At 68.5% G+C, this 24,613-nt stretch carries 16 protein-coding genes and 1 pseudogene; 8 read left to right on the top strand and 9 right to left on the bottom strand.

The window, feature by feature from the left end; all coding sequences use genetic code 11:
* Positions 1-26: 26 nt before the first annotated feature.
* From treY to METY_RS07190, 7 genes and pseudogenes are all read right to left on the bottom strand, one after another.
* Positions 27-2,669: a malto-oligosyltrehalose synthase gene (gene treY, locus METY_RS07220; protein WP_103120720.1), complete on the bottom strand. Its 2,643-nt coding sequence runs from the start codon at positions 2,667-2,669 to the stop codon at positions 27-29.
* Positions 2,666-4,753 carry a 4-alpha-glucanotransferase gene (gene malQ / locus METY_RS07215; RefSeq protein ID WP_103120719.1) on the bottom strand — a complete coding sequence of 696 codons (2,088 nt, stop codon included), beginning with the start codon at positions 4,751-4,753 and terminating at the stop codon, positions 2,666-2,668. Before malQ ends, treY begins: the two co-directional genes overlap by 4 nt.
* Positions 4,750-6,486: a malto-oligosyltrehalose trehalohydrolase gene (gene treZ, locus METY_RS07210; RefSeq protein ID WP_103120908.1), complete on the bottom strand. Its 1,737-nt coding sequence runs from the start codon at positions 6,484-6,486 to the stop codon at positions 4,750-4,752. The genes malQ and treZ overlap by 4 nt, the downstream gene beginning before the upstream one ends.
* Positions 6,487-6,500: 14 nt before the next feature.
* On the bottom strand, positions 6,501-8,633 hold the full coding sequence (gene glgX, locus METY_RS07205) for a glycogen debranching protein GlgX (RefSeq protein ID WP_103120718.1): 2,133 nt from the start codon (positions 8,631-8,633) through the stop codon (positions 6,501-6,503).
* A gap of 384 nt (positions 8,634-9,017) precedes the next feature.
* Complete coding sequence (glgB, locus tag METY_RS07200; protein ID WP_103120717.1) at positions 9,018-11,201, bottom strand: 1,4-alpha-glucan branching protein GlgB; 2,184 nt, start codon at positions 11,199-11,201, stop codon at positions 9,018-9,020.
* Entirely contained in the window at positions 11,198-14,512 is a 3,315-nt protein-coding gene (gene treS, locus METY_RS07195; RefSeq protein ID WP_103120716.1) for a maltose alpha-D-glucosyltransferase, read from the bottom strand. Before treS ends, glgB begins: the two co-directional genes overlap by 4 nt.
* Positions 14,509-16,461, bottom strand: a pseudogene (locus METY_RS07190) (alpha-1,4-glucan--maltose-1-phosphate maltosyltransferase); the annotation flags it as partial. The gene treS and the pseudogene METY_RS07190, both read right to left, overlap by 4 nt.
* A gap of 187 nt (positions 16,462-16,648) precedes the next feature.
* Here METY_RS07190 and METY_RS07185 point away from each other — a divergent pair.
* Entirely contained in the window at positions 16,649-17,032 is a 384-nt protein-coding gene (locus METY_RS07185) for a DUF2934 domain-containing protein (protein ID WP_103120714.1), read from the top strand.
* Positions 17,033-17,158: 126 nt separating this feature from the next.
* A complete protein-coding gene (gene glgX / locus METY_RS07180) occupies positions 17,159-19,237 on the top strand; it encodes a glycogen debranching protein GlgX (protein ID WP_103120713.1) in 2,079 nt (692 codons plus the stop codon).
* A gap of 64 nt (positions 19,238-19,301) precedes the next feature.
* Here the strand turns inward: glgX (METY_RS07180) and METY_RS07175 are convergent, their stop codons facing one another.
* Complete coding sequence (locus METY_RS07175; protein ID WP_103120712.1) at positions 19,302-19,706, bottom strand: hypothetical protein; 405 nt, start codon at positions 19,704-19,706, stop codon at positions 19,302-19,304.
* A gap of 250 nt (positions 19,707-19,956) precedes the next feature.
* On the opposite strand from METY_RS07175, the gene purC reads away from it, so the two are divergent.
* From purC to METY_RS07145, 6 genes are all read left to right on the top strand, one after another.
* On the top strand, positions 19,957-20,763 hold the full coding sequence (gene purC / locus METY_RS07170) for a phosphoribosylaminoimidazolesuccinocarboxamide synthase (RefSeq protein ID WP_020184348.1): 807 nt from the start codon (positions 19,957-19,959) through the stop codon (positions 20,761-20,763).
* Between the two features lie 88 nt (positions 20,764-20,851).
* Positions 20,852-21,427 (top strand): hypothetical protein, encoded by a 576-nt coding sequence (locus METY_RS07165; RefSeq protein ID WP_103120711.1) that lies wholly within the window; start codon positions 20,852-20,854, stop codon positions 21,425-21,427.
* A gap of 24 nt (positions 21,428-21,451) precedes the next feature.
* Positions 21,452-21,697, top strand: coding sequence for a phosphoribosylformylglycinamidine synthase subunit PurS (gene purS, locus METY_RS07160; protein WP_103120710.1), 246 nt, complete (start codon positions 21,452-21,454; stop codon positions 21,695-21,697).
* Between the two features lie 8 nt (positions 21,698-21,705).
* Positions 21,706-22,272 (top strand): hypothetical protein, encoded by a 567-nt coding sequence (locus tag METY_RS07155; protein WP_103120709.1) that lies wholly within the window; start codon positions 21,706-21,708, stop codon positions 22,270-22,272.
* A 20-nt stretch (positions 22,273-22,292) separates the two neighbouring features.
* Positions 22,293-22,982, top strand: a complete 690-nt coding sequence (gene purQ, locus METY_RS07150) for a phosphoribosylformylglycinamidine synthase subunit PurQ (protein ID WP_103120708.1) — start codon at positions 22,293-22,295, stop codon at positions 22,980-22,982.
* The gene (locus METY_RS07145; RefSeq protein ID WP_103120707.1) at positions 22,982-23,782 is read left to right on the top strand and encodes a DUF72 domain-containing protein; all 801 of its coding nucleotides are present in this window, start codon (positions 22,982-22,984) and stop codon (positions 23,780-23,782) included. Before purQ ends, METY_RS07145 begins: the two co-directional genes overlap by 1 nt.
* On the opposite strand, the gene METY_RS07140 is transcribed toward METY_RS07145, so the two are convergent.
* Positions 23,772-24,613 (bottom strand): AbrB family transcriptional regulator (locus METY_RS07140; protein WP_103120706.1); only part of this gene is annotated, 842 nt, incomplete at its 5' end. The two genes, METY_RS07145 and METY_RS07140, sit on opposite strands and share 11 nt — an antisense overlap.

The raw sequence follows: 24,613 nt of genomic DNA, 5'->3' as shown, positions 1-24,613 counted from the left end.
TGAGAGATTGAAATCGATCCCTAAGACTAGCTTCCGGTTGAGGACGGCGCCAGGAAAGCGACGGGAAGCCGTAGAAAATCAGAGAGTTCGAACGTCGAGGCCGGGTTGATGCGGCGTCCTGACAATCGATCGATCATGTCGATCGTGGAGAAGTGTGACGGCAAGGTCACGCGTGTGCCTGCGACATCTTGCGCCGTGAGGCCCAACTGGCCCCCAGCGCCAAGCAGCCTGGCCGTGTGACGCAGGGCGACCACGATCGCCCACTCGTCCTCCAGCCGTCGAGCGAAGGCGACCACGTCGGCGGCGAGCGGGCCTTCGACCTGCAGCGGCTCGTAGGCGCCCTTTGAGAAGAGGTTGGGGCGGCGCGCGCGCTCCCCGAGCACCGCGGCGATCAACGCCTGCTTCGTCGCCCCGTCCCTCCAATGGCCGGCCGCGGCTTCCGCCGTTTCCGCCTTGGCGAGAGCGGCCGCCCGCGCGTCGTAATCCACCGGGCGGCGGTTGTCCGGATCGACGAGCGTGAGGTCCCAGAACTCCGTGCCCTGGTAGGTGTCTGGCACGCCCGGCGTGGTCAGCTTGAGAAGGGTTTGGACGAGACCGTTGGCCGCGCCCGCCGGGCCGATTCGGTCCGCGAAGCTTGCGATGTCGGTGCGCAGCCCGGCGTCGGGGCCCGTCAGAATCCCCATCAGCAGCTCGCGAGCCGCCGTCTCGTAGGCTTCGTTCGGCGTCGTCCAGTCGGTTGCAAGCTTCGCTTCGCGGAGCGCCTTCTCCTGCCAGCCGGCGATACGGTTCGCGAAGGTGCGGCAGCCCTCGGCGTCGCCGGGGTCGAGATCGTGCGGCCAGGCTCCGACCAGCGTCTGGTAGAGAATCTGCTCGTCTCCGGCCGAAGGCGCGGTTTCCGTACGCAACGGCGCGGCCGCTTCGCGCCAGCGCCTCACGGCGGCGATCCACTCGTCGGGGATCTCGCTCAGCACCGCGAGCCGCGCGCGCACATCCTCGCCGCGCTTGTGGTCGTGGGTCGCGCCGGTGAGCATCGCGTTCGGGAAGGTGCGGGCGCGGGCGGCGGCCTTTTCATGGAAGGTCGGCACGTCGATCGCGAAGGTCGCGACGTCGAAGCCGACGTCCGTGCGCGAGAGCAGCTTGCCATGGCGGTAGAACGCGGTGTCTTCGACCGCCTTCGCGGCCACAGGCGCCGAAAGCTGCTGGAATCGCCGGATGGCCTTGTCGCGCAGCAGAAGGTCGTCGGCCGCCGGCTTGCCGCCGAGCCACCCGTCGAGAAGCTCCAGCACGGGCAGGTCCGCCGGCAGAATCGATTGCCGCGCCTTCTCCATGGCGCGCTCGAAGATCGGCTTGTCCGCCTCCGTCCGCCCCTCCGCGGCGTTGGCGTAGGTGCGGTACGCCGGGAAATGCGCCAGCAGCTCCACGAGGGCGCGCCGGATGGCCGCTCGCGCGGTGTCGCGGGTGTCGAAGTCGAGCCGCGCAACCCGGTGCAGAGCGTCCGTCGCCTGATCGAGCTGCGACGAGAACGAGCGGTCCAGGATTTCGCGGCGCGCGGTCTCCTCCTCTGCGTGGAAGTCCGCGGGACGGCCGCTGATCTCGGCCCAGAAGGCGGAAAGCTTCTCCTCGCCGCTCGCGTCGTGGAGCAACAGGCTGACCTCGTCCATGAAGTCGTAGCCGCTCGCCCCGTCCACGCCCCAGTCTTTGGGCAACTCCTCGCCCGGTCCGAGGATCTTCTCCACGACCAGATAGGCCTTCTGCTCCGCGAGAGCGCCGGGACGGCTGCTCTGGGCGGCGTCGAGGTGCGCCCGAAGCCGACGGGCGTAGCCGCCGGGATCCATCAGCCCGTCAATGTGGTCGACACGGAAACCGTCGATCAGGCCTTCGGCGTAAAGGTTGAGAAGCAGCTCGTGGGTGGCGTCGAACACCGCGGGATCGGCGATGCGCAGGCCCGCAAGTTCGTTGACGTCGAAGAAGCGGCGCCAGTTGATCTCGTCGCCCGCCACCATCCAGTGCGCGAGCCGCCAGTTCTGCTTCTCGAGCAAGGCGTGGAAGCGCGCTAGGCCCTCTTCCGTCGAGGGATCGTAGGCCTCGAGCCCGGCCGCCTCGATCTCGTAGCGGTCCTCGGGCCTGAGCGGGAACATGTGATCGGCGTAGCGCACCACCAGTCCGCCGCGCTTGCCTTCGCGGGTGATCTGCAGGTCGCCGTTGCGGAGCGTCTCGCCATAGGTCGATCCGAGCGTCGGCAGCAGGATCTTGCCGTTGAGCGCCGGGTCCGTCGGCTCCCAGTCGATGTCGAAGAAATGCGCGAAGCGACTGCCGCGCCCGTAGGTCAGCACGTCGAGCCACCAGGCGTTGTCGTCCTTGCCGACCGCCATGTGGTTGGGAACGATGTCGACGATCAGGCCAAGGCCTTCGGCGCGCAGCGCGGCGACCAGCGCGCGCAGTCCGTCCTCTCCGCCGAGCTCAGGGTTGACCGTCGTCGGGTCGACCACGTCGTAGCCGTGCATCGAGCCCGCGCGCGCCGTGAGGATGGGCGAGGAGTAGAGATGGCTGATCCCGAGCTTGCGGAGATAGGGCGCGAGCGGAATCGCCTTCTCGAACGGGAAATCCTTGTGGAATTGCAGGCGCATCGTCGCGCGGGGCGGAGCGGCGGGCGTCTGCGGGTCGGTCACGTGTGGCGTCTCCGGTTGAGGCTGCGGAGCCGCCCGACGGCGGCCTCGTCGTTCAGCAGATCTGGGGCGGGCGCCGGCAGGCGTCGACGCCAATTGGGATGTTCGTCGAGCGTGCCCGGCAGGTTCGGCTGGTCGGTGACGCCCAGCGCGTCTTCAAGCGGCAGCAGCACAAGCTTCGACGGCGTCTCGCTGAGGAAGCGCACGGCGGCGTCGACCGCCAGGGCGGGGCGATCGGGCGCCGGCGGCTCGCCGTCGGCCGCGCCGGCCTCGGTGAAGGCGCGCCAGAGATCGATCCGGTCCTGCGCCCGCGTGGCGAGGTCGTTCTCCGCGGTCTCCCCGGATTGCTCGCCGGCGATTTCCGCCCGCAGCGCGATATCGGCGCCCGACCACCAGCCCGCCATGGTCGGCAGGTCGTGCGTGGTCGTCATCGCGAGCGCGTCGGAGGGATAATAGTAGGGCGGGAAGAAGTGGGCCTCGTCCTTCTCGAACTGGAGGACGCGCATGCCGGCCACGCCGGCGTCGGCCAGCCGCTCACGGAACCCGTCGGGCACGGTGCCGAGGTCCTCGCCCACGACGACGGCGTTGTTGCGCAGCGACTCCAGCGCGATCAGCCGCAGCATGTCGTCGACGGGGTAGGAGAGGTAGGCGCCTTCCCCGGCGCCCGCGCCCTCGGGCACCATCCAAAGCCGGGCGAGGCCCATCGCATGGTCGATGCGGACGCCGCCCGCGTTCTTCATGCAGGCGCGCAGCGTCGCCAGGAACGGCGCGTAGGCGCGGGCCTTGAGCGCCATCGGCGAGAAGGTCGCGAGACCCCAGGCCTGGCCGCTCGGGTTGAACAGATCGGGCGGCGAGCCCACCGAGAGGCCGACCAGAACGTCCTCCTGCCGGCTCCAGGCGTGGCTGCCGCCGGCGTCCATGCCGACCGCGAGGTCCGAGATCAGGCCGATCGCCATGCCGGCGTCGCGCGCGAGCTTCTGCGCCGCGCCAAAGGAGCGGTCCGCGAGCCACTGGAGGAACACGTGGAAGCCGACCTCGTCGGCGTGCTCCGCGGCGAAGGCGGCGACCTCGGCGCTGTTCGGATCCCTGAGCGGCTCCGGCCAGCTGCGCCAGCTCCATTGCCGGGGGTCGGCGCGGAAGCGGGCGCCATGCAGCGTCTCGAACCGCGCGTGCTCCTCGAGCAGCGCCCCGCCATCCGCGCGGAAAGCCGCAAAGTCGGCGGCGAGGCGCCCCGGCGAGGGCTCTTGAAGCTCGACAGCCCGGAAGCTGTCGTACAGCATCCGCAGGCTGGACAACTTGGCGCGCGCGGCGGCGGGCCAGTCGATGAGGGCGGCGCGCTCCGCCTCGGCGCGCGCGTCCTCGGCGCCGGAGACGCGGATCGCCTCGCGCACGCGCTCTTCGCCGAACAGGAAGTCGGGGTCGGCGTGCAGCGGGTTAAGGAACAGGCGACTCGAAGGCGAGTAGGGCCCGAAATGGTGCGGGTCAGCGGAAAAGCCGGCGTGCAGCGGCGAGAGCGCCACCGCGTCCGCGCCCGAGTGCGCGGCGGCCAGTGCGAGCGCCGCGACGCCGCCCATGTCGCCGACGCCGCCGTCGCCCGATCGCGTCAGGCCGTAGACCTGAGCTGCAAGGCCCCACATCCGCCGGGCGCCCGCGACGTCGACGATGCTGACGCCTCGCCGGGGCGCGACGGCGACGGTGATCACGCGGTCTCCGACCTCCAGCCGATGATAGCCGGGCTCGAGGATCGGGCGCATCTGCGCGCGGCCGTCGTCGCCCACCCCGAGCGACACGTCGAAGCGCTCGCCGTCCTCGCGGACGAAGAGGGCCGGGCTCATCGGCCGGGCGTCGACGGCGAAGGGTTCGCCAATCCGCGCCGTCACGAAGTCCGAAGGCGCGCGCGCGAGGGAGTCGAGCGTCTCGCGGGAGGCGCGGACGTCGCCCTCGGACTCCGCCGGCAGGCCGATCGCGTTCAAGAGCCGCCGCAGCGTATCGGGCCGCACCGTCTGGGCCTTGCCGGACTGATCGGTCCACTTGACCGAGAAGCCCGCCCGTTCGGCGAGGTCGCGAACGTCGTCGTCAGCGCTCACGCGGGGGTCTCCAGCAGGGCTATGGTCGTGAAGGCTGGCAGTTCGCCGGCGCGGACGGAGTCGGACGCCCCGACGTCGCTCTCGAACAGCAACGGGCCGGCCAGGCCCGCGATCTTCGTCGCCTTGTCGTCGAGATTGAGCGCGAGCGTCAGCTTCGCGCCGTCGCCGAGCGTCCAGCGGGCGACGGCGGCCTTTGGGCCGACGGCCTCGGCGCCCTCGGAGCGCGCGCCGGGAATGCGCGGCGCGATCTCGGCGGCCCGCAGCGTCAGAAGCGTTTTGAACAGCGCTGAGCGCGCCTCGGCGCGCTCCGGATGCGGCTGCGGGATCGAGTCCTCGAAGGTCTTCGCAGCGTTCGGGTCCGGCACCTCGGCGCCGGCGAAGGCGGCGAACTTCGAGAACTCCTTCCGGCGGCCTTCGCGCACCGCATCGGCCAGTTCGCCCTGATGGTCGGTGAAGAACAGGAACGGCGTCTCGCTTGCGACCTCCTCGCCCATGAAAATCATCGGCACGTGCGGGATCAGCAGCAGCGCAGCGGTGGCCGCTTCGACGCCCTTGGCCGGCGCGAGCGTCGACAGCCGGTCGCCGAAGGCGCGGTTGCCGATCTGGTCGTGATTCTGGAGGAAGCTTACGAAGGAGGTCGGGGCCAAGTGGCCGCTCGGGGTCCCGCGGCGCTTGCCGTCGAGATGGGGGGACGGCTCACCTTGGTAGACGAAGCCTTCGGATAGGGTGCGTGCGAGCTTGCCCGCGGTGTCCTCGGCGTAGTCCTCGTAGTAGCCCTCGCGCTCGCCCGTGAGGAGCACATGGATGACGTGGTGGAAATCGTCGTTCCACTGCGCATCGACGTCGCCGGCGAGGTGGCTCTGCTCGTTGTGCTCATTCTCCAGCACGAGATGGACATGGCGTCCCGGCTCGACCGTCGCGTGAACCGTCGCCGCCATCTCGTCGATCCAGTCGCTTTCGGAGATCGCGTGCACCGCGTCGAAGCGCAGGCCGTCGAAGCGGTACTCCATCAGCCAGTACAGTGCGTTCTCGGTGAAAAACGCCCGCACCTCCGGCAGCCGGAAGTCGATCGCTCCGCCCCACGGCGTGTGCAGGTCCTCGCGGAAGAAGGTCGGAGCGTAGGAGCCGATGTAGTTCCCGTCCGGCCCGAAGTGGTTGTAGACCACGTCCAGCATCATCATCAGGCCGAGCTCGTGCGCCCGGTCGATGAGCGCTTTGAGATCCTCGGGCGTCCCGAAGGCCTCGTCGGGAGCGTAGGGCAGCACGCCGTCGTAGCCCCAGTTGCGGGCGCCGGGAACGTCGTTGATCGGCATCAGCTGAACGGCGGTGATCCCAAGCTCAGCCAGGCGAGGCAGCGCCTCCGCCACGCCCTTGAAGCCGCCGAAGGCGCCGACGTGGAGCTCGTAGACCACGGCCTCGTGCCAGGGCCGGCCCGTCCATCCGGCCGTGCGCCAGCGATAGGACCTGGAGTCGACCACGACGCTCCAGCCATGGATGTCGCCGTCCTGGAAGCGGGAGGCGGGGTCGGGCACGGTCAGCCCGTCGGGAAGCGCGAACCGGTAGCGAGCGCCGGCGGGCGCGGGCAGCGTCGCCGCGAACCAGCCGTCGTCGGAGCGCTCCATCGCGATCGTCTCGCCGTCGCGGATCTCGAGCCGCACCTCCTGATGGGCGGGCGCCCAGAACCGAAACGTCGTCGCCCCCTCGCCGCGGGCCGCGCCGAAGGTCAGGTCCATGCCGAAGGCGTCGCTCACCGTTTGGTTCCGTTCGCGTGGCGCCCGGAAGGACGCGCTGGGGCTGGGCGCACCGCCATCACGAGGACGGCGCTGCGGGCGGCGACGATGACGACGTCGCCCTCAAGCGTCCGCTCCGGCGCCTCGGGGGCGGCGGTGTCGACCAGCAGGGTCGTCGGCAGCGCCGGAGGCGGCAGCTTGAACGACCGGTCTTCGGACGTCGGGTTGAGCATCAAGGTCAGGATGGGAACGGCGCCGTCCTCCCGCCGGGCGGCGCGTCGCAGCGATAACGTCCTTTCATCGGGGTTGTTCCAGGCGTCGGAACTGATCGCCTCGCCGGCCTCGTCGAACCAGGCGATGTCGAGCACGCCGGGCGCGGGTTCTTCCCGGCCGTGGAGAAAGTGTTTGCATCGCAGGATCGGGTGCTCCGCCCGCAGCCGCGCGAGGCGGCCGACGAAGGCGGTCAGCGCCCGGCCTTCGTCGCCTTCCGCCAGCCGCCAGTCGACCCAGGAGACGCCGTTGTCCTGCGCGTAGGCGTTGTTGTTGCCGCCCTGCGTCCGGCCGAACTCCTCGCCGGCCAACAGCATGGGAGTGCCATGGGCGAAGAAGACGCTGGCGAGCAGCGCCCGCGCGACCCGCGCCCGGGTCTCGAGGATGTCGGGATCGTCGGTCGGTCCCTCGACGCCCCAGTTCGAGGTGTAGTTCTCGCCATGGCCGTCCCGATTGTCCTCGCCGTTGGCGTGGTTGTGCTTCTCCACGTAAGCGACGGCGTCGGCGAGGGTGTAGCCGTCGTGGCTCGCGACGAAGTTCACCGAGGCCCAGGGCTTGCGTGAGCGCCGGTCGAACAGGTCGCTCGAGCCCGCGAGCCGCGCTGCGACTTCGGGGCGTTGGCCGGGGTCGCCGCGCCACAGCCGTCGCATGCTGTCGCGGTACTTGTCGTTCCACTCCGCGAAGCCTGGCGGGAAATGGCCGAGCTGATATCCGCCGGGCCCGATGTCCCAGGGCTCTGCGATCAGTTTCACCCGCTGCAGGACCGGGTCCTGGCGGATCGCGTCGAAGAAGCCCGAGCCAGGGTCGAATCCATGCTCCTCGCGGCCCAGCGTGACGCCGAGGTCGAAGCGGAAGCCGTCGATGTGGTAGGCCTCGACCCAGTAGCGCAGACTGTCCATGACCATCTGCAGCACCCGCGGGTGGCTGAGGTTCACGGTGTTCCCGGTGCCGGTGTCGTTGACGCAGAGCCGCCAGTTGTCGCGGACGTGGCGGTAGTAGCTGGCGTTGTCGAGCCCCCGAAAAGACAGCGTCGGCCCTTCCTCGCTGCCTTCGGCGGTGTGGTTGTAGACGACGTCGAGGAAGACCTCGATGCCGGCGGCGTGCAGCCGGCGCACCGCGACCTTGATCTCGTTCAGCGAACCGTCCGAGAGGTAGCGCTGCTCGGGCGCGAAGAAGGCGAGGGTGTTGTAGCCCCAGTAGTTGCGGAGGCCGAGCTCGATGAGCCTGCGGTCCTGCACGAAGGCGTGGATCGGCAGCAGCTCGACCGCGGTGATCCCGAGCCTCTTGTAGTGCTCGATCATCGGGGGGCTTGCGAGCGCCGCGAAGGTGCCGCGCTCGTGCGGCCGCAGGTCCTCCCGCTGCATCGTGAGGCCGCGCACGTGCGCCTCGTAGATCACCGTCTCCTGCCACGGCGTGTTGGGGGGGCGGTCGTCGCCCCAGTTGAACGCGTCGTCGACCACGACCCCCTTCGGCATGCCCGGCGCGCTGTCGCGCCGGTCGTAGGAGAGATCACCGCGCGGACTGTGCAGGCGGTAGCCATAGAGCGCGTCGGACCAACGCACCTCTCCGGCGACCTGCTTGGCGTAGGGGTCGAGCAGCAGCTTGTTGGGATTGAAGCGGTGGCCGTGCTGCGGCTCGTACACGCCGTGGGCGCGGAAGCCGTAGAGCAAGCCGGCGCGCGCCTCCGGCAGATACCCGTGGAACACCTCGTCCGTCTTCTCGGGCAACGGCAGGCGGCCGATCTCCCGGCGACCGGACGGGTCGAACAGACAGAGGTCGATCTGGTCGGCGTTGGCGGAGAAAACCGCGAAGTTCACGCCGAGCCCGTCCCACGTCGCGCCGAGCGGGTAGGGCGAGCCAGGTTCCAAGGTCTGGCTCACGGGCGCTCCGCCGCTCTAAGGCGCCCGCGGGTGGGCATGGAGGGCGGGCCTGCAGGGTGTCGAGCGTGGTGCAATGGTTCGTCCCGAAACGGCGTGGTCGGCGAGCGTCTATCGCCCGGCGCGGAGACTCCTCTTATGCGCTTGGAGAGGCCCGCGAGACGGAGTGTAACGGCCTTTGCGCAGGATCGCTGATCTGAACCTAGATCGCTCCTCCGGGGAAACGATGCGGTCAAAGGACGGCGCGCGCCTCGGCCTCCGCGGCGACAAAGCGGGCGCCGTCCGACGTCACGGGAGAAGGTCGCGCCGTCGGAAGCAGGAGACGAAGCGGCCGGGAGCGCGCGCCATCGAGGGCGGCGCCGTGACCCGTCAGCCGTCACGCCATGGTCATTCCGCGCGCAGGAAGACGACGCCGAGCGGCGGCAACGTCAGATCCAGCGCCTGCTGCTCCCCATGGCTTTCGACGTCGGTCGTCGGAAGTCCGCCGCCGTTGCCGACGTTCGAACCACCGTAGATCCCCGCGTCCGTGTTCATGATCTCGCTCCACCGTCCGGCTTTCGGAACGCCGATGCGATATCCATGCCGCGGGACCGGCGTCATGTTCGCCACCACGAGGACAGGTGCGTCGCCGTCGTCGCCGAGCCGCAGGAAGGCGAAGACGGAGTTCGCGGTGTCGTCGCCGACGATCCAGCGGAAGCCGGCGGGATCCGCGTCGCGGCGGTGAAGCGCGGGATTGGCGCGGTACAGATGGTTGAGGTCCCGCATCAGCCGCTGGATCCCGGCGTGGTTCGGATCGTCCAGCGCCGGCCAGTCGACCTGGTCGTCATGATTCCACTCGCGCCATTGCGCGGTGTCGGCGCCCATGAACACCAGCTTCTTGCCGGGATGACTCCACATCATCCCGTAGAGAGCGCGCAGGTTCGCAAACTTCTGCCAGAGGTCGCCCGGCATCTTCTGGATCAGCGAGCCCTTGCCGTGCACGACCTCGTCGTGGCTGAGCGGCAGGACGAACTTTTCCGAGAAGGCGTAGACGAGCCCGAAGGTTATGCCGTTGTGGTTGTACTGCCGGTAGACGGGGTCCTGCTCCATGTAATGGAGCGTGTCGTGCATCCAGCCCATGTTCCATTTGTAGTGGAAGCCGAGGCCGCCCTCCGTCGTCGGTCGCGTGACGCCGGGCCAGGCGGTCGACTCCTCGGCGATCATGATCGCGCCGGGCGCGCGTTCGCGCACCACCGCGTTCAGGTGCTGGATGAACCCGACCGCTTCCAGGTTCTCGCGGCCGCCATACTGGTTCGGCACCCATTCGCCGGCCTTGCGGCTGTAGTCGCGGTAGAGCATCGAGGCGACGGCGTCGACGCGCAGCCCGTCGACGTGGAAGGTCTCGAGCCAGTGCAGCGCGCTTGCGATCAGGAAGCCCTGAACCTCGCGCCGTCCGAAGTTGTAGATCGCGGTGTTCCAATCGATGTGGAACCCCTCGCGCGGGTCGGCGTGCTCATAGAGCGCGGTGCCGTCGAACCGGCCGAGGCCATGCGCGTCGGTCGGGAAATGGGCGGGAACCCAGTCCAGCACCACGCCGACGCCCGCGGCGTGGGCCGCGTCGACGAAGCGCGCGAAGTCCTCCGGCGCGCCGTAGCGCGCGGTCGGCGCAAACAGGCCGAGCGGCTGATAGCCCCACGAGCCGCCGAACGGGTGTTCGGTGATCGGCAGCAGCTCAATGTGGGTGAACCCCATGTCGACGGCGTAGGGGATCAGCTTTTCGGTCGCGAAGGTCCAGTCGACCTCGCGCCCGTCCGCCTTCATCCAGGAGCCGAGGTGCACTTCGTAGAACGACAGCGGCTGATCGGGCTCCTGCGCTTTGGTGCGGCGCTCGATCCAGTCGGCGTCGGTCCAGACGTAGGGCTCGGGCGAGGCCACCACGGCGCCTGTCGCGGGCGCGGCTTCGTAAGCGCGGGCGACCGGGTCCGCCTTGTCGGGCAGCCGCGCGCCGTCCGGCCCGTGAATGGCGAACTTGTAGCGCTCGCCCGGGCCGACGCGGGGCACGAACAGTTCCCAGACGCCGGCCGGCTGGCGAAGCCGCATCGGGTGGCGGCGTGAATCCCAGGAGTTGAAGTCGCCGATGACGGCGACCGAGCGCGCGTTCGGCGCCCACACTGCGAAACGAACCCCCGGGACCCCGTCCACGGTCATGGCGTTGGCGCCGAGCGCCGACGCCAGCTGGAAGTGACGCGCTTCCGCGATCAGGTGCAGATCGAGGTCGCCCAGGAGCAGGCCGAAGCTGTAGGGGTCTTCGATCTCCTGGCCCGCGCCGGGCCAGCTGATCTGGAAGAGATAGGGGTCGACGCCGCGGACGCGGCCTTCCCAGACCCCGCCGCCGACGTCCGTAAGTTCGCCGACCGTCGCCCCGCTCGCACGGTCGACGATCTCGACCTCGAGGGCCCCCGGCAGAACGGCGCGGACATAGGGTCCGTCGCCGTCGTCATGGCGGCCAAGCACGGCGAAGGGATCGCCGTGACGGCCCTGGGCGAGGGCGTCGAGCGCGCTCCGGTCGAGGGAAGTGGTGGTCGCCGTCATGCGGAGGCTCCGTCGTCAGGCGCCAGCCGGGCGGCGAGAGCGTGCAGGCCCCCCAGCGGCACGTCGATCCAGGCTGGCCGGTTGGCCGCCTCGTAGGCGATTTCGTAGGCGGCTTTCTCGATCAGGAACATGTCGAGCAGCGGCTCGGAGACGCCGCCGCCGGCCGCCTCGATGGTCGTGCGGTAGGCGGCGAGAAAGCCCGCTCCGGCGTCCGCGCGGAAGCGTTCAATGAAGGCCTCACGGCGCGGTCCGGCGACATGGGCCGAGGCCTGCTCGTTGCGGCCGACCATCGCCGCGGCGTAGTCGAACGACCGCAGCACGCCGGCGACGTCGCGGAGCGGGCTGGCCTTGCCCCGCCGCTCGGCCAAGGGACGGGCAGGCTCGCCTTCGAAGTCGATGAAGACGACGTCGTCGCCCGCGACCAGGATCTGGCCGAGGTGCAGGTCGCCGTGGATGCGGCTGACAGTGGACCCCACGCCGGCGTCGGCCAGCCGGCCGATCGCGGCGGCCAGCGCGTCCTTCCGGCGGATGACCGATTTCGCCCGCTCGGCGAGCGCTTCGGACTCCCAGGTCGACTTCGCCTGCAGGGCGTGCATCGCGCCGTCGAGCAGAGACAGGGCGCGAGCCTTCCAGCTTTCGACGTCCTTGGTGGCGGCTGGCTGAGGCGCGAAGTCGGGATCGTCGCTCGGACGCGCCAACGTCGCATGCAGTTCGCCGAGGCGCTTGCCCAGCGTCGCGGCGAAGGCGGTGAACTCCGCGAAGCGATGGTGGTCCGCCATCTCGCCGCCGCCCGTCGCCCCGAATTCGTCGAGGGCGCGGGTGAGGTGATCGAGCGTCCAGGTCCAGGCGTCGCCCTGGTTGCGGATGAAGCCCTGGATGATGGCGAGGGTCGCGCGATTCCCCTCGGCGTCGACCCGGACCATCTCGCCGAGGAAGGGCGCCGCGTTCGCGTAGCCCTGCTCGGTGAGATAGCGGCCCATCTCCGCCTCCGGATGCCGCCCCGCCGCGATCTTTCGCAGCAGCTTGATCATCATCAGGTCGCCGGCGATCAGCGAGGAGTTCGACTGCTCGGCGGAGAGCCACAGGATCTCGGCGTCATCCGGCAGGGTGGGGATTTCGACGCCGGGGGTCGGCTCGAACCGGATCTGACCGCTCGCCCCGTCTATCACGCGTTCGTCGCGCAGAGCGTTGGCGATTGCGAAGGCGAAGCTCGGGATCGCGAAGGCGTCGGTCAGGAGATGAACGTCGCGGCCCTTGCGGACGCGGGCGAGGGCGAGGCGGCCGGGCAGCGCCGACAGCGTCTCGTCTTCGGAGACGACCGCGAGCGGGAGCAGCCAGCGCGTCGGCTCCGGACCGCCGGTGACCTCCACCTCGACCAGTCCGATGTCCTGGCCGCGCGCCGACAGCCGCGTAAGCGACTTGATGCGCGGCAGGATCTGCTTCTGGTCCTTCCCCGAAAACCAGCGCCGCTTGGCGAGGTAGGTCGGGAGCACCGCCGTCTCGAGCGTCTTGCGCGCCTCGGTCTGCATGGCGTCGTCGACGCCGGCGCGCAGCACCAGCGTCTCGTAGTCCGGCAGAGGTTCAGGCGCGGGGCTGTGCCAGGCAGGCGCAGCCTGCGCGGTGGCCAGCACGAACGAGTAGAAGCCGTAGGGCGGCAGCGTGAGGAGGTAGGTGAGCTGGCCGATCGGTGGGAACACCGAACCCGCCGTCAGTTCGACCGGCACCCGGCCCTCGAACTCCGACAGCTCGAGCTCGACCGCCTGGGGGCTGCGGCCCATGTTGGCCACGCACAGGATGGCCTCGCCGTCGTATTCGCGGAGGTAGGCCAGGATGCGGCGGTTCTGCGGGAACAGGAAGCGGATCGTCCCGCGCCCGAAGGCCGGGTGCTGCCGGCGCGTGGCCAGCATGCGCCGCGTCCAGTTGAGCAGCGAGTGCGGGTCGCGCGCCTGCGCCTCGACGTTCACCGCGTAGTAGCCGTAGAGCGGATCCATCACCGGAGGCAGCACGAGCGAGGCCGGATCGCCGCGCGAGAAGCCTCCGTTCCGGTCGATCGACCACTGCATCGGCGTGCGCACGCCGTCGCGGTCGCCGAGGTGGATGTTGTCGCCCATGCCGATCTCGTCGCCGTAATAGATCACGGGCGTGCCGGGCATCGACAGCAGCAGCGCGTTCATCAGCTCGATCCGGCGCCGGTCGCGCTCCATCAGCGGAGCGAGGCGGCGGCGGATGCCGAGGTTGATGCGGGCTCGCTTGTCGGAGGCGTAGGTGTTCCAGAGGTAGTCGCGCTCCTTGTCGGTCACCATTTCAAGCGTCAGCTCGTCGTGGTTCCGCAGGAAGATCGCCCACTGGCAGTTGTCGGGGATCGCCGGCGTCTGCCGCATGATGTCGGTGATCGGGAACCGGTCCTCCCGCGCGATCGCCATGTACATCCGCGGCATCAGCGGGAAATGGAACGCCATGTGGCATTCGTCGCCGTCGCCGAAGTAGTCCTTGGTGTCCTCGGGCCACATGTTGGCCTCGGCGATCAGGAACCGGTCGGGATAGGTGCGGTCGAGCTCGGCCCTGATCTTCTTCAGGATGTCGTGGGTCTCGGGCAGGTTCTCGTTCGACGTGCCGTCGCGCTCGATCAGGTAGGGCACGGCGTCGAGGCGGAGGCCGTCGATGCCGAGGTCGAGCCAGAACTTCATCACGCCGAACACGGCCTTCAGGACCGCCGGGTTTTCGAAGTTCAGGTCCGGCTGATGGCTGTAGAACCGGTGCCAGAAGTACTGGCCGGCGACCGGGTCCCAGGTCCAGTTCGAGCGCTCGGTGTCGAGGAAGATGATGCGCGTTCCGGAGTAGAGCGTGTCGTCGTCCGACCAGACGTAGAAGTTGCGGTGCGCCGAGCCCTTTTTTGCGGTCCGCGCCCGCTGGAACCACGGGTGCTGGTCCGAGGTGTGGTTGATCACGAGCTCGGAGATGACCTTGAGGCCGCGCTTGTGCGCCTCGGCGATGAAGCGCTTCACGTCAGCGAGGGTGCCGTAGTCAGGCGACACGCCCTTGTACTCGGAGATGTCGTAGCCGTCGTCGAGCCGCGGGCTGGGGTAGAACGGCAGCAGCCAGATGACGCTGACGCCGAGGCCCGCGATGTAGTCGAGCTTTGAGATCAGGCCGGGAAAATCACCGATGCCGTCGTCGTTCGAGTCGAAGAACGACTTCACGTGCACCTGGTAGATGATCGCGTCCTTGAACCACAGCGGGTCGACGCCCTCACGCGAAACCACGGTCCCGCTCGGCTGCGTCAGGTCGCCGTGTGCCACAGGGGCGTTCATGCCGATGCTCCAGCTACGTTCGTGAGGCGCCAGACGTGAAACGGCATTTCAGCCGGGTTCACGTAGACCCACTGGGATTTGCCGGTCAGGGTGAAGCGGTTGCCGCGCATGAGGTCCTCTACCGCGACCGTCCCGCCGTCGGGCAAACCGAACTCCCACAGCGGAAGCTCGTAGGCCGCATGCTTCTCCGCGTGCGGATCCAGGCTGACGAAGGTGAGGATCATGTCCTCGACGCCCGCGCCGTCCGACCTGGGCCGCGACTTGCCGTAAAGCAGAATCTGGTCGTCGAAGCAGTTGTAGAACGTGACGCCGAGATGGGTCTGCAGCGCGGGGTTCTGCTTGCGGATACGGTTCAGCCGGGTGATCTCGGAGATGATGTTGCCGGGCTGGTTCCAGTTCCGGATCCGGATCTCGTACTTCTCGCTGTCGAGATACTCTTCCTTGCCGGGCAGCGGCGCGCTCTCGCAGATCTCGAAGCCGTTGTACATGCCCCAAAGTCCCGACAGCGTGGTCGCGAGCGCCGCGCGGATCAGGAAGCCGGGGCGGCCTGACGTCTGCAGGAAATAGGGATTGATGTCCGGAGTGTTGACGAAGAAGTGGGGGCGGAAGAAGTTCTTCGGCGCCGTCGTCGTCAGCTCCGTCAGGTACTCCGCCATCTCGTGCTTGGTGTTGCGCCAGGTGAAGTAGGTGTACGACTGCGAGTAGCCGACCTTCGCGAGGCGGTACATCACCTTCGGGCGTGTGAAGGCTTCCGAAAGGAAGATCGCGTCGGGATGCTTCGCCTTGACCTCGGCGATCATCCACTCCCAGAACGGAAACGGCTTTGTGTGCGGGTTGTCGACGCGGAAAGTCTTGACGCCCTCGGACGCCCAGAACAGCACCACGTCGCGCAGCGCGATCCACAGGCCCGGCACGGCGTCCGGCCCGTAGAAGTCGACGTTGACGATGTCCTGATACTTCTTCGGCGGGTTCTCCGCGTATTTCATGGAGCCGTCCGGCCGCCAGTTGAACCAGCCGGGATGCTCCTTCAGCCACGGGTGGTCCGGAGAGCACTGGATCGCGAAGTCGAGCGCGATCTCGAGCCCATGCTCCTTCGCCGCCTGCACCAGAGCGCGGAAATCCTCGATCGTGCCGAGTTCGGGATGCAGGGCGTCGTGGCCCCCTTCCGGCGCGCCGATGGCGTAAGGGCTGCCAACGTCAGTCGGGCCGGGGGTCAGCGTGTTGTTCGGGCCCTTGCGGTTGCTCGTGCCGATCGGGTGGATCGGCGGGAAGTAAAGCACGTCGAAGCCCATGTCCCGGATCATCGGCAGCCGCTTGACGACGTCGCGGAAGGTGCCGTGCCGGGTCGGGTCGCCGCTCTCGGAGCGCGGGAACAACTCGTACCAACTCGCGAACTCGGCCTGGACCCGCTCAACCTCCACGCCGAAGATCTCGGAGCGTGACGCGAAGGCGCGCGGGTCGGCGGCCACGGCTGCGGCGTGCGCCTCCGGCGAAAGCAGCTCGGCGACGCGCGTCGGCACGTCGGCCGCGCGGGCCGCGAGGATGAAGTCGGCGAGCGTTCGGGCGGCCTCGGCGGGGGCCTGCGCCGCGACGTCCTCGAGCAGCAGCAGGCCCTCGTCCGTCTCCAGCCGAACGTCCAGCCCCGCCTCGCGCTTCTTGGTCAGGTCGCGCCGGAAGGTCCCGAAATCGTCCCACCACGCCTCGACGACGAACTCGTGGCGCCCGATCGCGTCCGGCGTGAACGTCCCGCGCCAGCGATCGTTTATGACGTAGGCCATCGGGCTGCGCCGCCACTCTCCCCCCAACGGACGCCAGAGAACGTCGGCCTTCAGCACCTCGTGGCCGTCCGCAAAGACGTCGGCCTCGACCGTCAGGTCGCGGCCGACGACGGTCTTTATGGGGAACCGACCACCGTCCACCGTGGGCGTGACCGCCTCGATCGCGATGCGCGGGCGTTTGGCGCCCTCGATGGCGTCGATTGAGGCGAGGGTCATGCGGCGGTCTCCCTTAAATTGAAGGCTACGGCGATCGAATCGGCGTGGGACGCGACGTCCAGCGGGAGGTCGTGCGGAACTCCACAGATCGGTCAGCGGTTCACTCCGACAACCCCTTGCCCGACGTGAAAGGAGCCAGGACATGACCAATCGCGAGCGACGGGTGCGCGATCTCGCCTACCAGATCTGGGAAGAAGACGGCCGACCGGAAGGCGCGGAAGCGCGCCACTGGAGCGAGGCTGAAAGACGCTATGCCGCAGAGCTCGCCTCGGCGACGGCGGGCGGCGGCGAGGGCTCCGGCGCCAACGGAAAAGGGGTAAAGGCCCCGAAAGCGAAGGCCGCCGCTACAGCTGCGGGCACGCCTCCGAAGGCCGGGGGCAAGCCGGCAAAGCCCGCTCCTCCCGCGCCCGAATCGAAGGCGGCGAAAGCCGGCGGCGGCAAATCCTCGGACGGCAAGCGCGCGGCCGACGCGCCCCAGGCCGCGAAGGCCGCCGGGGCGAAGCCGTCGAAAAAGACGAAGGGCTGAAGGGCCCGGAGAATTTGGGTGAAGTTAGCGCCCGATCGCTCGGAACGTCGAGTGGGTGCGTTCGTTGTGATGCGGTGACGGGATCGCGGGCCGCTTCGGCCCGCTCGAGGCGAGGCGACATCTTCCATGGGCGATATCAAGACCGACCGTCGGGCCGAGGCTGGGCGGCCGCAACCGCTCGGCGCGACCTTCGACGGTCAGGGGACGAACTTTGCGATTTTTTCGGCCTACGCCGAGCGCGTGGAACTCTGCCTCTTTGACGACAATCAGAACGAAATCGAGCGGGTCACCCTTCCGGAATACACGGACGAGATCTGGCACGGCTATCTTCCTGGGATCTCCCCAGGGCAGATCTACGGCTACCGCGTCCACGGCCCCTTCCGGCCCGAGGAAGGCCATCGCTTCAACCCGAACAAGCTCCTCCTCGACCCCTACGCCAAGAGCCTCGTCGGCTCCATCGACTGGAACGAGGCCCATTTCGCCTACGATCTGAACGCCGAAGACAAGGACCTCACCTTCGACGAGCGGGACAGCGCGCCGTTCATGCCGAAGTGCGAAGTCGCTGACACCGCGTTTGACTGGACGCGCGACGTCAAGCCGGACGTGCCGTGGGACAAGACCGTGTTCTACGAGACCCACGTCCGCGGCTACACCATGCTCCATCCGGACGTGCCGGAGGATCTTCGCGGAACCTTCGACGGGCTGAGCCAGAAGGCCGTGATCGACCACATCAAGGCGCTTGGCGTCACCTCGGTCGAGCTGCTCCCCGTGCACGCCTTCCTCGACGACCAGCACCTGATCGACAAGGGGCTGCGCAACTTCTGGGGCTACAACACCATCGGCTTCTTCGCGCCGATGGGCCGCTACGCCGGCGGACCCAACAAGTCCGGCCGCGCGCGGCTCGCGAGCTTCAAGAACATGGTCCGGGCGTTCCACAACGCCGGCCTCGAGGTGATCCTCGACGTCGTCTACAACCACACGGCGGAGGGCAACGAGCTCGGGCCGACCCTGTCGTTCAAGGGCATCGACAATCTGAGCTACTACCGGACGATGCCGGACAATCACCGCTACTACATCAACGACACCGGCACCGGTAACACCGTCAATCTTAGACATCCGCGCGTGCTGCAGATGGTGATGGACAGCCTCCGGTACTGGGTGGAGGAGATGCACGTCGACGGCTTCCGCTTCGACCTTGGCACCATCCTCGGTCGAGAGACCTACGGCTTCGACGCCCGCTCCGGCTTCTTTGACGCGATCGGGCAGGATCCGGTGCTGCGGCAGGTGAAGCTGATCGGCGAGCCATGGGACATCGGTCCCGGCGGCTATCAGGTCGGTGGGTTCCCTCCCGGCTGGGCCGAATGGAACGACAAGTACCGCGACAACGTCCGAGACTACTGGAAGCAGGGCGCCGGCCATCTCGGCGACTTCGCCGCACGTATCACGGGCTCCGGCGACATCTACGACCGTCAGGGGCGGCGCCCGTGGGCCGGCGTCAACTTCATCACCGCCCATGACGGCTTCACCCTGCACGACGTCGTCACCTACAACGAGAAGCACAACGAGGCGAACGGCGAGGGCGGGAACGACGGCCACGGCGACAACCGCAGCTACAACTACGGCGTCGAAGGCGAGACTGACGACGAAGGCATCGTCGCTGTGCGCGAGCGTCAGAAGCGCAACTTCCTGGCGACGCTGCTGTTCAGCCATGGGACGCCGATGATCCTCGCGGGCGACGAGTTCGGCCGCACCCAGGGCGGCAACAACAACGGCTACTGTCAGGACAGCGAGATCTCGTGGGTCCACTGGGACCTCAACGAGAACAACCAGAAGCTCCTCGCCTTTACCAAGCGGCTGGTGCAGCTCCGCGCGGAGCATCCGATCCTGCGCCGGGCGAGCTTCCGCGACGGGATGGGCGTCACCTGGCTCAACCCCGGCGGCGGCGAGCAGACGCCGGAGCAGTGGGCGGACGCCGGCGCCGACTGCATCGGCCTGCAGCTCACGACCGAGGACGAACAGGCGATCCTGATCTTCAACAGCCATGACGGCGTCGTGCCGTTCATGCTGCCCGCCGCCGAGGGCGAAGCCGCTTGGCGGGTCGTGATCGATACCGAGACACCCGACGAGGTCGAGGAGCGCGCTCTCCAGGGGGGCGGCGAACCGTTGGAGGTCGCCCCGCGCTCGCTCATCCTGCTGATGCGTTGATCGTCGAGCGGGCTCCGACGCCGGCCGCGTTGGAGCCCGCTCGTGTAGGCTCGAACACCACCCCTCACTTAGCGCCGGTCACAAGTCTGGCGAAGCAGGCGGAGAGAGCGGGCGGGATGCCAGTCGCATTCTGCTCCACCTCCATTTTGATGTCGGCGTACTCGTCGGGCCGGCCGAGGCCTGGCGACAGGTAGATCCGGCTCGTCCGCGCAGGGTCGCCATGGAAGAACATGTACAGCGGGTCCGCCGTCTTTGGCCGTACATGGTAGATGCGCCATGAGCCCGAGGTCAGCGTGCGGTCGATCGGCAGCGCCCCATCGCTGATCTGCCGTCCGACCGCCGCCATGACGGCGGGCGGCTGCGGGCCGTCCTGAAGCGTGACGCCCGGGCACGAGGCCGCGGCTCGGGCCGAACCCGAGGCGGCGAGGAAGCCGAGAACGAAGGCGAGGGCGGCGGCTGTGCGCTTCATGTGGGAGCGTCCTTGGAACCATGGGAGCAGCGCGGGCATCGCGCTGAGGCGACGCGGCGGATTACGATTTCGGGAGTTGCATGGCTGGAATGTGGCGGCGGCTCGCGCGGTCGCCCTCGTTGTGCTGGACGGCCTGATCGGCTAGGGTCCGGCCGCGCGCATGGCGTCTCCGTTCCACCGGAGGCGACCGATTCTTGCGCGCCGCCGGACCGACGACCATCCGGTCAGACACGACAAACCGGCAGGTGTTATGGATTTCCTCAAGCCACGGTATACGCCGATGAACCGCCGTCGCCGCATCTATGAAGGCAAGGCGAAAGTCCTCTATGAAGGACCTGAGCCCGGCACGCTGATCCAGCATTTCAAGGACGACGCAACCGCCTTCAACGCCAAGAAGCACGAGGTGATTGACGGCAAGGGCGTCCTGAACAACCGGATCTCGGAGTTCGTCTTCCAGCACCTCAACGACATCGGGGTGCCGACGCATTTCATCCGTCGGCTGAACATGCGCGAGCAGCTAATCCGCGAAGTCGAGATCATCCCGCTCGAGGTCGTGGTGCGCAACGTCGCCGCAGGCTCGCTCGCGACCAAGCTCGGCATCGAGGAGGGCACCCAGCTGCCCCGTTCGATCATCGAGTTCTATTACAAGAACGACGCCCTGAACGATCCGATGGTCTCCGAGGAGCACGTCACGGCCTTTGGCTGGGCGAGCCCGCAGGAGATCGACGACATCATGGCGCTGGCGATCCGCGTCAACGACTTCCTGTCCGGCCTGTTCCTCGGCGTCGGCATCCGCCTTGTCGACTTCAAGATGGAGACCGGCCGCCTCTGGGAGAACGACACGGTCCGCATCGTCGTCGCCGACGAGATCTCCCCGGATTCGTGCCGTCTGTGGGACATCAAGTCGAACGACAAGCTCGACAAGGACCGCTTCCGCCGCGACATGGGCGGCCTGGTGGAGGCCTATTCCGAGGTCGCGCGCCGGCTCGGCATCCTGCCCGAGTCGGAGGTCCCGAACGGCCGCGGCCCGGTGCTGGTGACGTCGAAGGACGCATAGCGCGCCTCAACCTCACGGTTCATAAGACTGCCGACGCCCCGCTCCCACCCGAGCGGGGCGTCGTCGTTTCGGAAGGGAGGATAATAAAATGCCCATAAACATCAGGGCTTTGATCGCCGTCGCGACGTGCCTCGCGGTTGTCCCGGCCGCCGCCCAGACCGTGGCCCCGCCCGCTGTTGCGACCGCCGCCGAAGACGCGCCCCAGCTCGACATCGAGAAGACGCTCGGCGAGGTCGGCGCCGGCTGGACGAAACAGAACGCAACCGGCGAGAGCGTCACCTACGTCTGCGACAAGGACAGCTGCGGCGGCCGCGGCGTGCTGGGGATCAGCGCAGCGAAGCCGAGCGGCGAGTATCTGAAAAAAGTCGTCGCCGATCCGCAGGGCGCGCTGACCGCCTTCAAATACGGCAACGAGGAATCGATGAAGGCGACGGGCTGCGCCTTCAGGAGCTACGACATCAAGAAGATCAACGACGCCCGCGTGCAGATCGACAGCGCCGGCGGCTGCCCGGACGGATCTTCGGCGGTGATGTCCACCATCTTCGACGCCAGGTCCGAGCGGCTGATGGCGGTTCAGGTGTTGACGAAGGGCGAGAGCGCGGCTCTTAAGCTGCGGGACGACAGCGCCGCGAAGATCAACAAGGCGCTCGACGCCACCCTGTAGCCACCGTCGCTCGAGAGGATTCCGATCATGAAGGCGCGCGTCACCGTCACCCTCAAGAACGGCGTCCTCGATCCGCAGGGCAAGGCGATCGAGGGAGCGCTCGGCTCTCTCGGCGTGCCCGGCGTTGAAAGCGTCCGCCAGGGCAAGCTGTTCGACGTCGAGCTCGCCACCGAAGATCGCGCCGAGGCGGAGGCGACCCTCAAAGCCATGTGCGAAAAGCTGCTCGCGAACACCGTCATCGAGAGCTATCGCTACGACATCGCGGGGTGACCCCGACTATGACGACCCGTCTGCCCACAGCTGCGCTCAGCACCGCGGTCTTCGTGATCGCCGCGGGGGCCGCGGTCGCGCAGGGCGCGCCCAAGCCCGCGGTCATTCCGGACATTCGCGGCCCCGACGGCGTGTTCTCGCTGCTGCCGGACGGGGCCAACTGGTCCAAGTTCCAGACCGTGCGGCAGATCGGCGTTCGCTGCACCGACAAGGCCTGCGGCGGGGAGCGCGTGTTCTGCACCATCCAGACCCGCGCGGACGAACAGGCGCGCCCCGGCGTCGCCCTGGCCGACCAGACCGCCACGAAGTTCGGCGACGGCGTCATCGCCAACGCCCCAAAGGACTTCGCGACCTCCTACGTGGCGCCCTTCGCGCCGAAGCGTTTCGGGCCGAACCTCGGGCACTGGGCGGAGTTGAAGGCGGAAGGCGAGCCCGGCAAGCTGCGCTTCGGACTGTTCCTCGTCGCCGCGAAAGGCTACGACGTGGCCTTCAACTGCGTGACGCCGTCCGAGAGCTGGGCGACCCACCAGCCGAAGATCGAGGCCTTGCTCGCCTCGCTGAAGATCGAGCAGTAACGCTCCGAGGACCGAGACCCATGAACGCCGCCGTCATCGTCTTTCCCGGGTCCAACCGCGAGCGCGACGTCGCGGCGGCGTTGCGGGCCGGGACGGGCTCGGCGCCCGCCATGGTCTGGCACGCCGACACCGAACTTCCGGCCGGCACGGACCTCGTCGTGCTGCCCGGCGGCTTCTCCTACGGCGACTACCTCCGCTGCGGCGCGATCGCCGCGCGGGCGCCGATCATGGACGCGGTGCGCGCCCACGCCGCACGCGGCGGGCTGGTGCTTGGCATCTGCAACGGCTTCCAGATCCTGGTCGAGAGCGGCCTGCTGCCCGGGATCCTCACCCGCAACAAGAACCTGCGCTTCATCTGCAAGACGCAGCACCTGAAGATCGAGCGCGTCGACACCCGGTTCACGAGCGGCTACCAGCCCGGACAGCTGATCGAGGTCGCCTGCGCCCATGGCGAGGGCAACTACTTCGCCGACGCCGAGACCATCGAGCGGCTCGAAGGCGACGGCCGCGTCGCGTTCCGCTACGCCGATGCGGCGGGGGTCGTCGGCGGCCTCGCCAACGCCAACGGGTCGATCAACGACATCGCCGGGATCTACTCCGAAAACCTCAACGTGCTCGGCATGATGCCGCACCCCGAGAACCTGATCGACGGCGCGGTCGGCGGTACGGACGGCCTTGCGCTGTTCGCGGGGCTTGCGAAAGCCGCGTGATGGCGGCCGGGGCGATCCGGGTCGGCGTCGGCGGCTGGACCTTCGAGCCCTGGCGCGGGACGTTTTATCCCGAGGATCTGACGCAGAAGCGCGAGCTGGCCTACGCCGCCGAGCGTCTCACCGCGATCGAGATCAACGCGACGTTCTACGGCTCCCAGAAGCCGGAGAGCTTCCGAAAATGGGCCTCGGAGACGCCGGACGGCTTCCTGTTCTCTGTCAAGGGCCCGCGCTTCGCCACCAACCGCAAGGTGCTCATCGAGGGCGCGGAGTCGGTGACGCGCTTCCTGGACAGCGGCGTGACGGAGCTTGGGGTCAAGCTCGGTCCCATCCTGTGGCAGCTCGCGGCGACTAAGCGGTTCGAGCCGGACGATCTCGCGGGTTTCCTCAAGCTGTTGCCGGCGAAGCACAAGGGCCTGGCTCTGCGCCACGTCATCGAAGCGCGGCACGAGAGCTTCGCCGACCCGCGGTTCGTGGAGATGCTGCGGGAGGCGAACGTCGCGCAGGTGATCCTCGACGACCCCGACCACCCGATGATCGCCGATCCGACCGCGGACTTCGTCTATCTGCGGCTGGAGCGCGCGCAGGAGGAGATCGAAACCGGTTACGCCGAGGACGAGCTCGACGTCTGGGCGAAGCGGTTCGCGGCCTACGCCAAGGGCGAGACGCCGAAGGACCTGCCGACGCTTGGGCGCGCGCCGGCGCCGAAGACGCCGCGCGAGGTGTTCGCGTTCTTCATCTCGGGCGCAAAGGTCCGCAATCCGGCGGCCGCGCAGGCGATGATCGCGCGCCTCAAGAGCTAGGCGGGGTCTCGGCCGCTCGCCGGCGCTCGATCCGCCGGGCGATGAACCGCGCCACGCTTGGGCCGGTCAGCAGCACGATCACCAGCCGCGCGGTCTGCATGGTCATGACGAACTGCAGGTCGACGTCGCTCGACGCGGCGATGATCGCGACCGAGTCGGCGCCGCCGGGGCTGGTGGCGAGGAAGGCCGTCAGCGGGTCGAGGCCTGCGAAATGCACCAGCGCCGCGGCGAAGCCGCCGCAGAGCGCGATCAGCGTCAGCACCGAGACCGCGAGAATCGGCAGCGCCCGGGCGGCGTGCAGGATGATCGGGCGGGTGAAGCGCAGGCCGATGCTCCAGCCGACCAGCGCATAGCTCGCGGCCAGCAGCCACGGCGGAAGCTCGATCTTCAGCAGCCCGAAGTCGTGCAGCAGCACGCCGAGCGCCAGCGGCAGCAGGAGTTGCCCGGCGGGCAGCCGCGAACGCCGACCGGCCCAGGCGCCCGCCGCGGCGAGGGCAAGCGTGGCGGCAAGGCTCGGCCAGTCCACGGGCGGAAACCAGTCGACGCTCGCCGCGCCGCGGTCCGGCGAAACCCAGATCAGCGCCACGATCGAGGCGGAGACGGCGACGAGCACGACCCGTAGGTACTGCATCACCGCGACAAGACGCACGTCCGCGCCGTAGGCCTCCGCCAGAAAGGTCATCGCGGAGGCCGCGCCGGGGGACGACCCCCAGATCGCGGTCGTGCCCGGCAGCACCTGCCGCCGGGCGAGCAGGTAGCCGAGCGCGTTGCTTGCGATCGTGGTCGACACGATGCCGCCGATGAAGATCGGCCAGTCCTTGGCGATTTCGG

Origin of the sequence: Methylopila sp. Yamaguchi (assembly GCF_002897035.1) — a bacterium.
Classification (GTDB): domain Bacteria; phylum Pseudomonadota; class Alphaproteobacteria; order Rhizobiales; family Methylopilaceae; genus Methylopila.
Note: the sequence above shows the minus strand (reverse complement) of the source record. Positions and strands in the feature narration are given on the sequence as shown.

Coding starts and splice junctions, on each gene's coding strand:
- METY_RS07185 (WP_103120714.1), top strand. CDS start 16,649: ATGACCAATCGCGAGCGACGGGTGCGCGATCTCGCCTACCAGATCTGG.
- METY_RS07165 (WP_103120711.1), top strand. CDS start 20,852: ATGCCCATAAACATCAGGGCTTTGATCGCCGTCGCGACGTGCCTCGCG.
- purC (WP_020184348.1), top strand. CDS start 19,957: ATGGATTTCCTCAAGCCACGGTATACGCCGATGAACCGCCGTCGCCGC.
- METY_RS07175 (WP_103120712.1), bottom strand. CDS start 19,706: ATGAAGCGCACAGCCGCCGCCCTCGCCTTCGTTCTCGGCTTCCTCGCC.
- glgB (WP_103120717.1), bottom strand. CDS start 11,201: ATGACGGCGACCACCACTTCCCTCGACCGGAGCGCGCTCGACGCCCTC.
- glgX (WP_103120713.1), top strand. CDS start 17,159: ATGGGCGATATCAAGACCGACCGTCGGGCCGAGGCTGGGCGGCCGCAA.
- METY_RS07155 (WP_103120709.1), top strand. CDS start 21,706: ATGACGACCCGTCTGCCCACAGCTGCGCTCAGCACCGCGGTCTTCGTG.
- treZ (WP_103120908.1), bottom strand. CDS start 6,486: ATGGACCTGACCTTCGGCGCGGCCCGCGGCGAGGGGGCGACGACGTTT.
- METY_RS07145 (WP_103120707.1), top strand. CDS start 22,982: ATGGCGGCCGGGGCGATCCGGGTCGGCGTCGGCGGCTGGACCTTCGAG.
- treS (WP_103120716.1), bottom strand. CDS start 14,512: ATGAACGCCCCTGTGGCACACGGCGACCTGACGCAGCCGAGCGGGACC.
- purQ (WP_103120708.1), top strand. CDS start 22,293: ATGAACGCCGCCGTCATCGTCTTTCCCGGGTCCAACCGCGAGCGCGAC.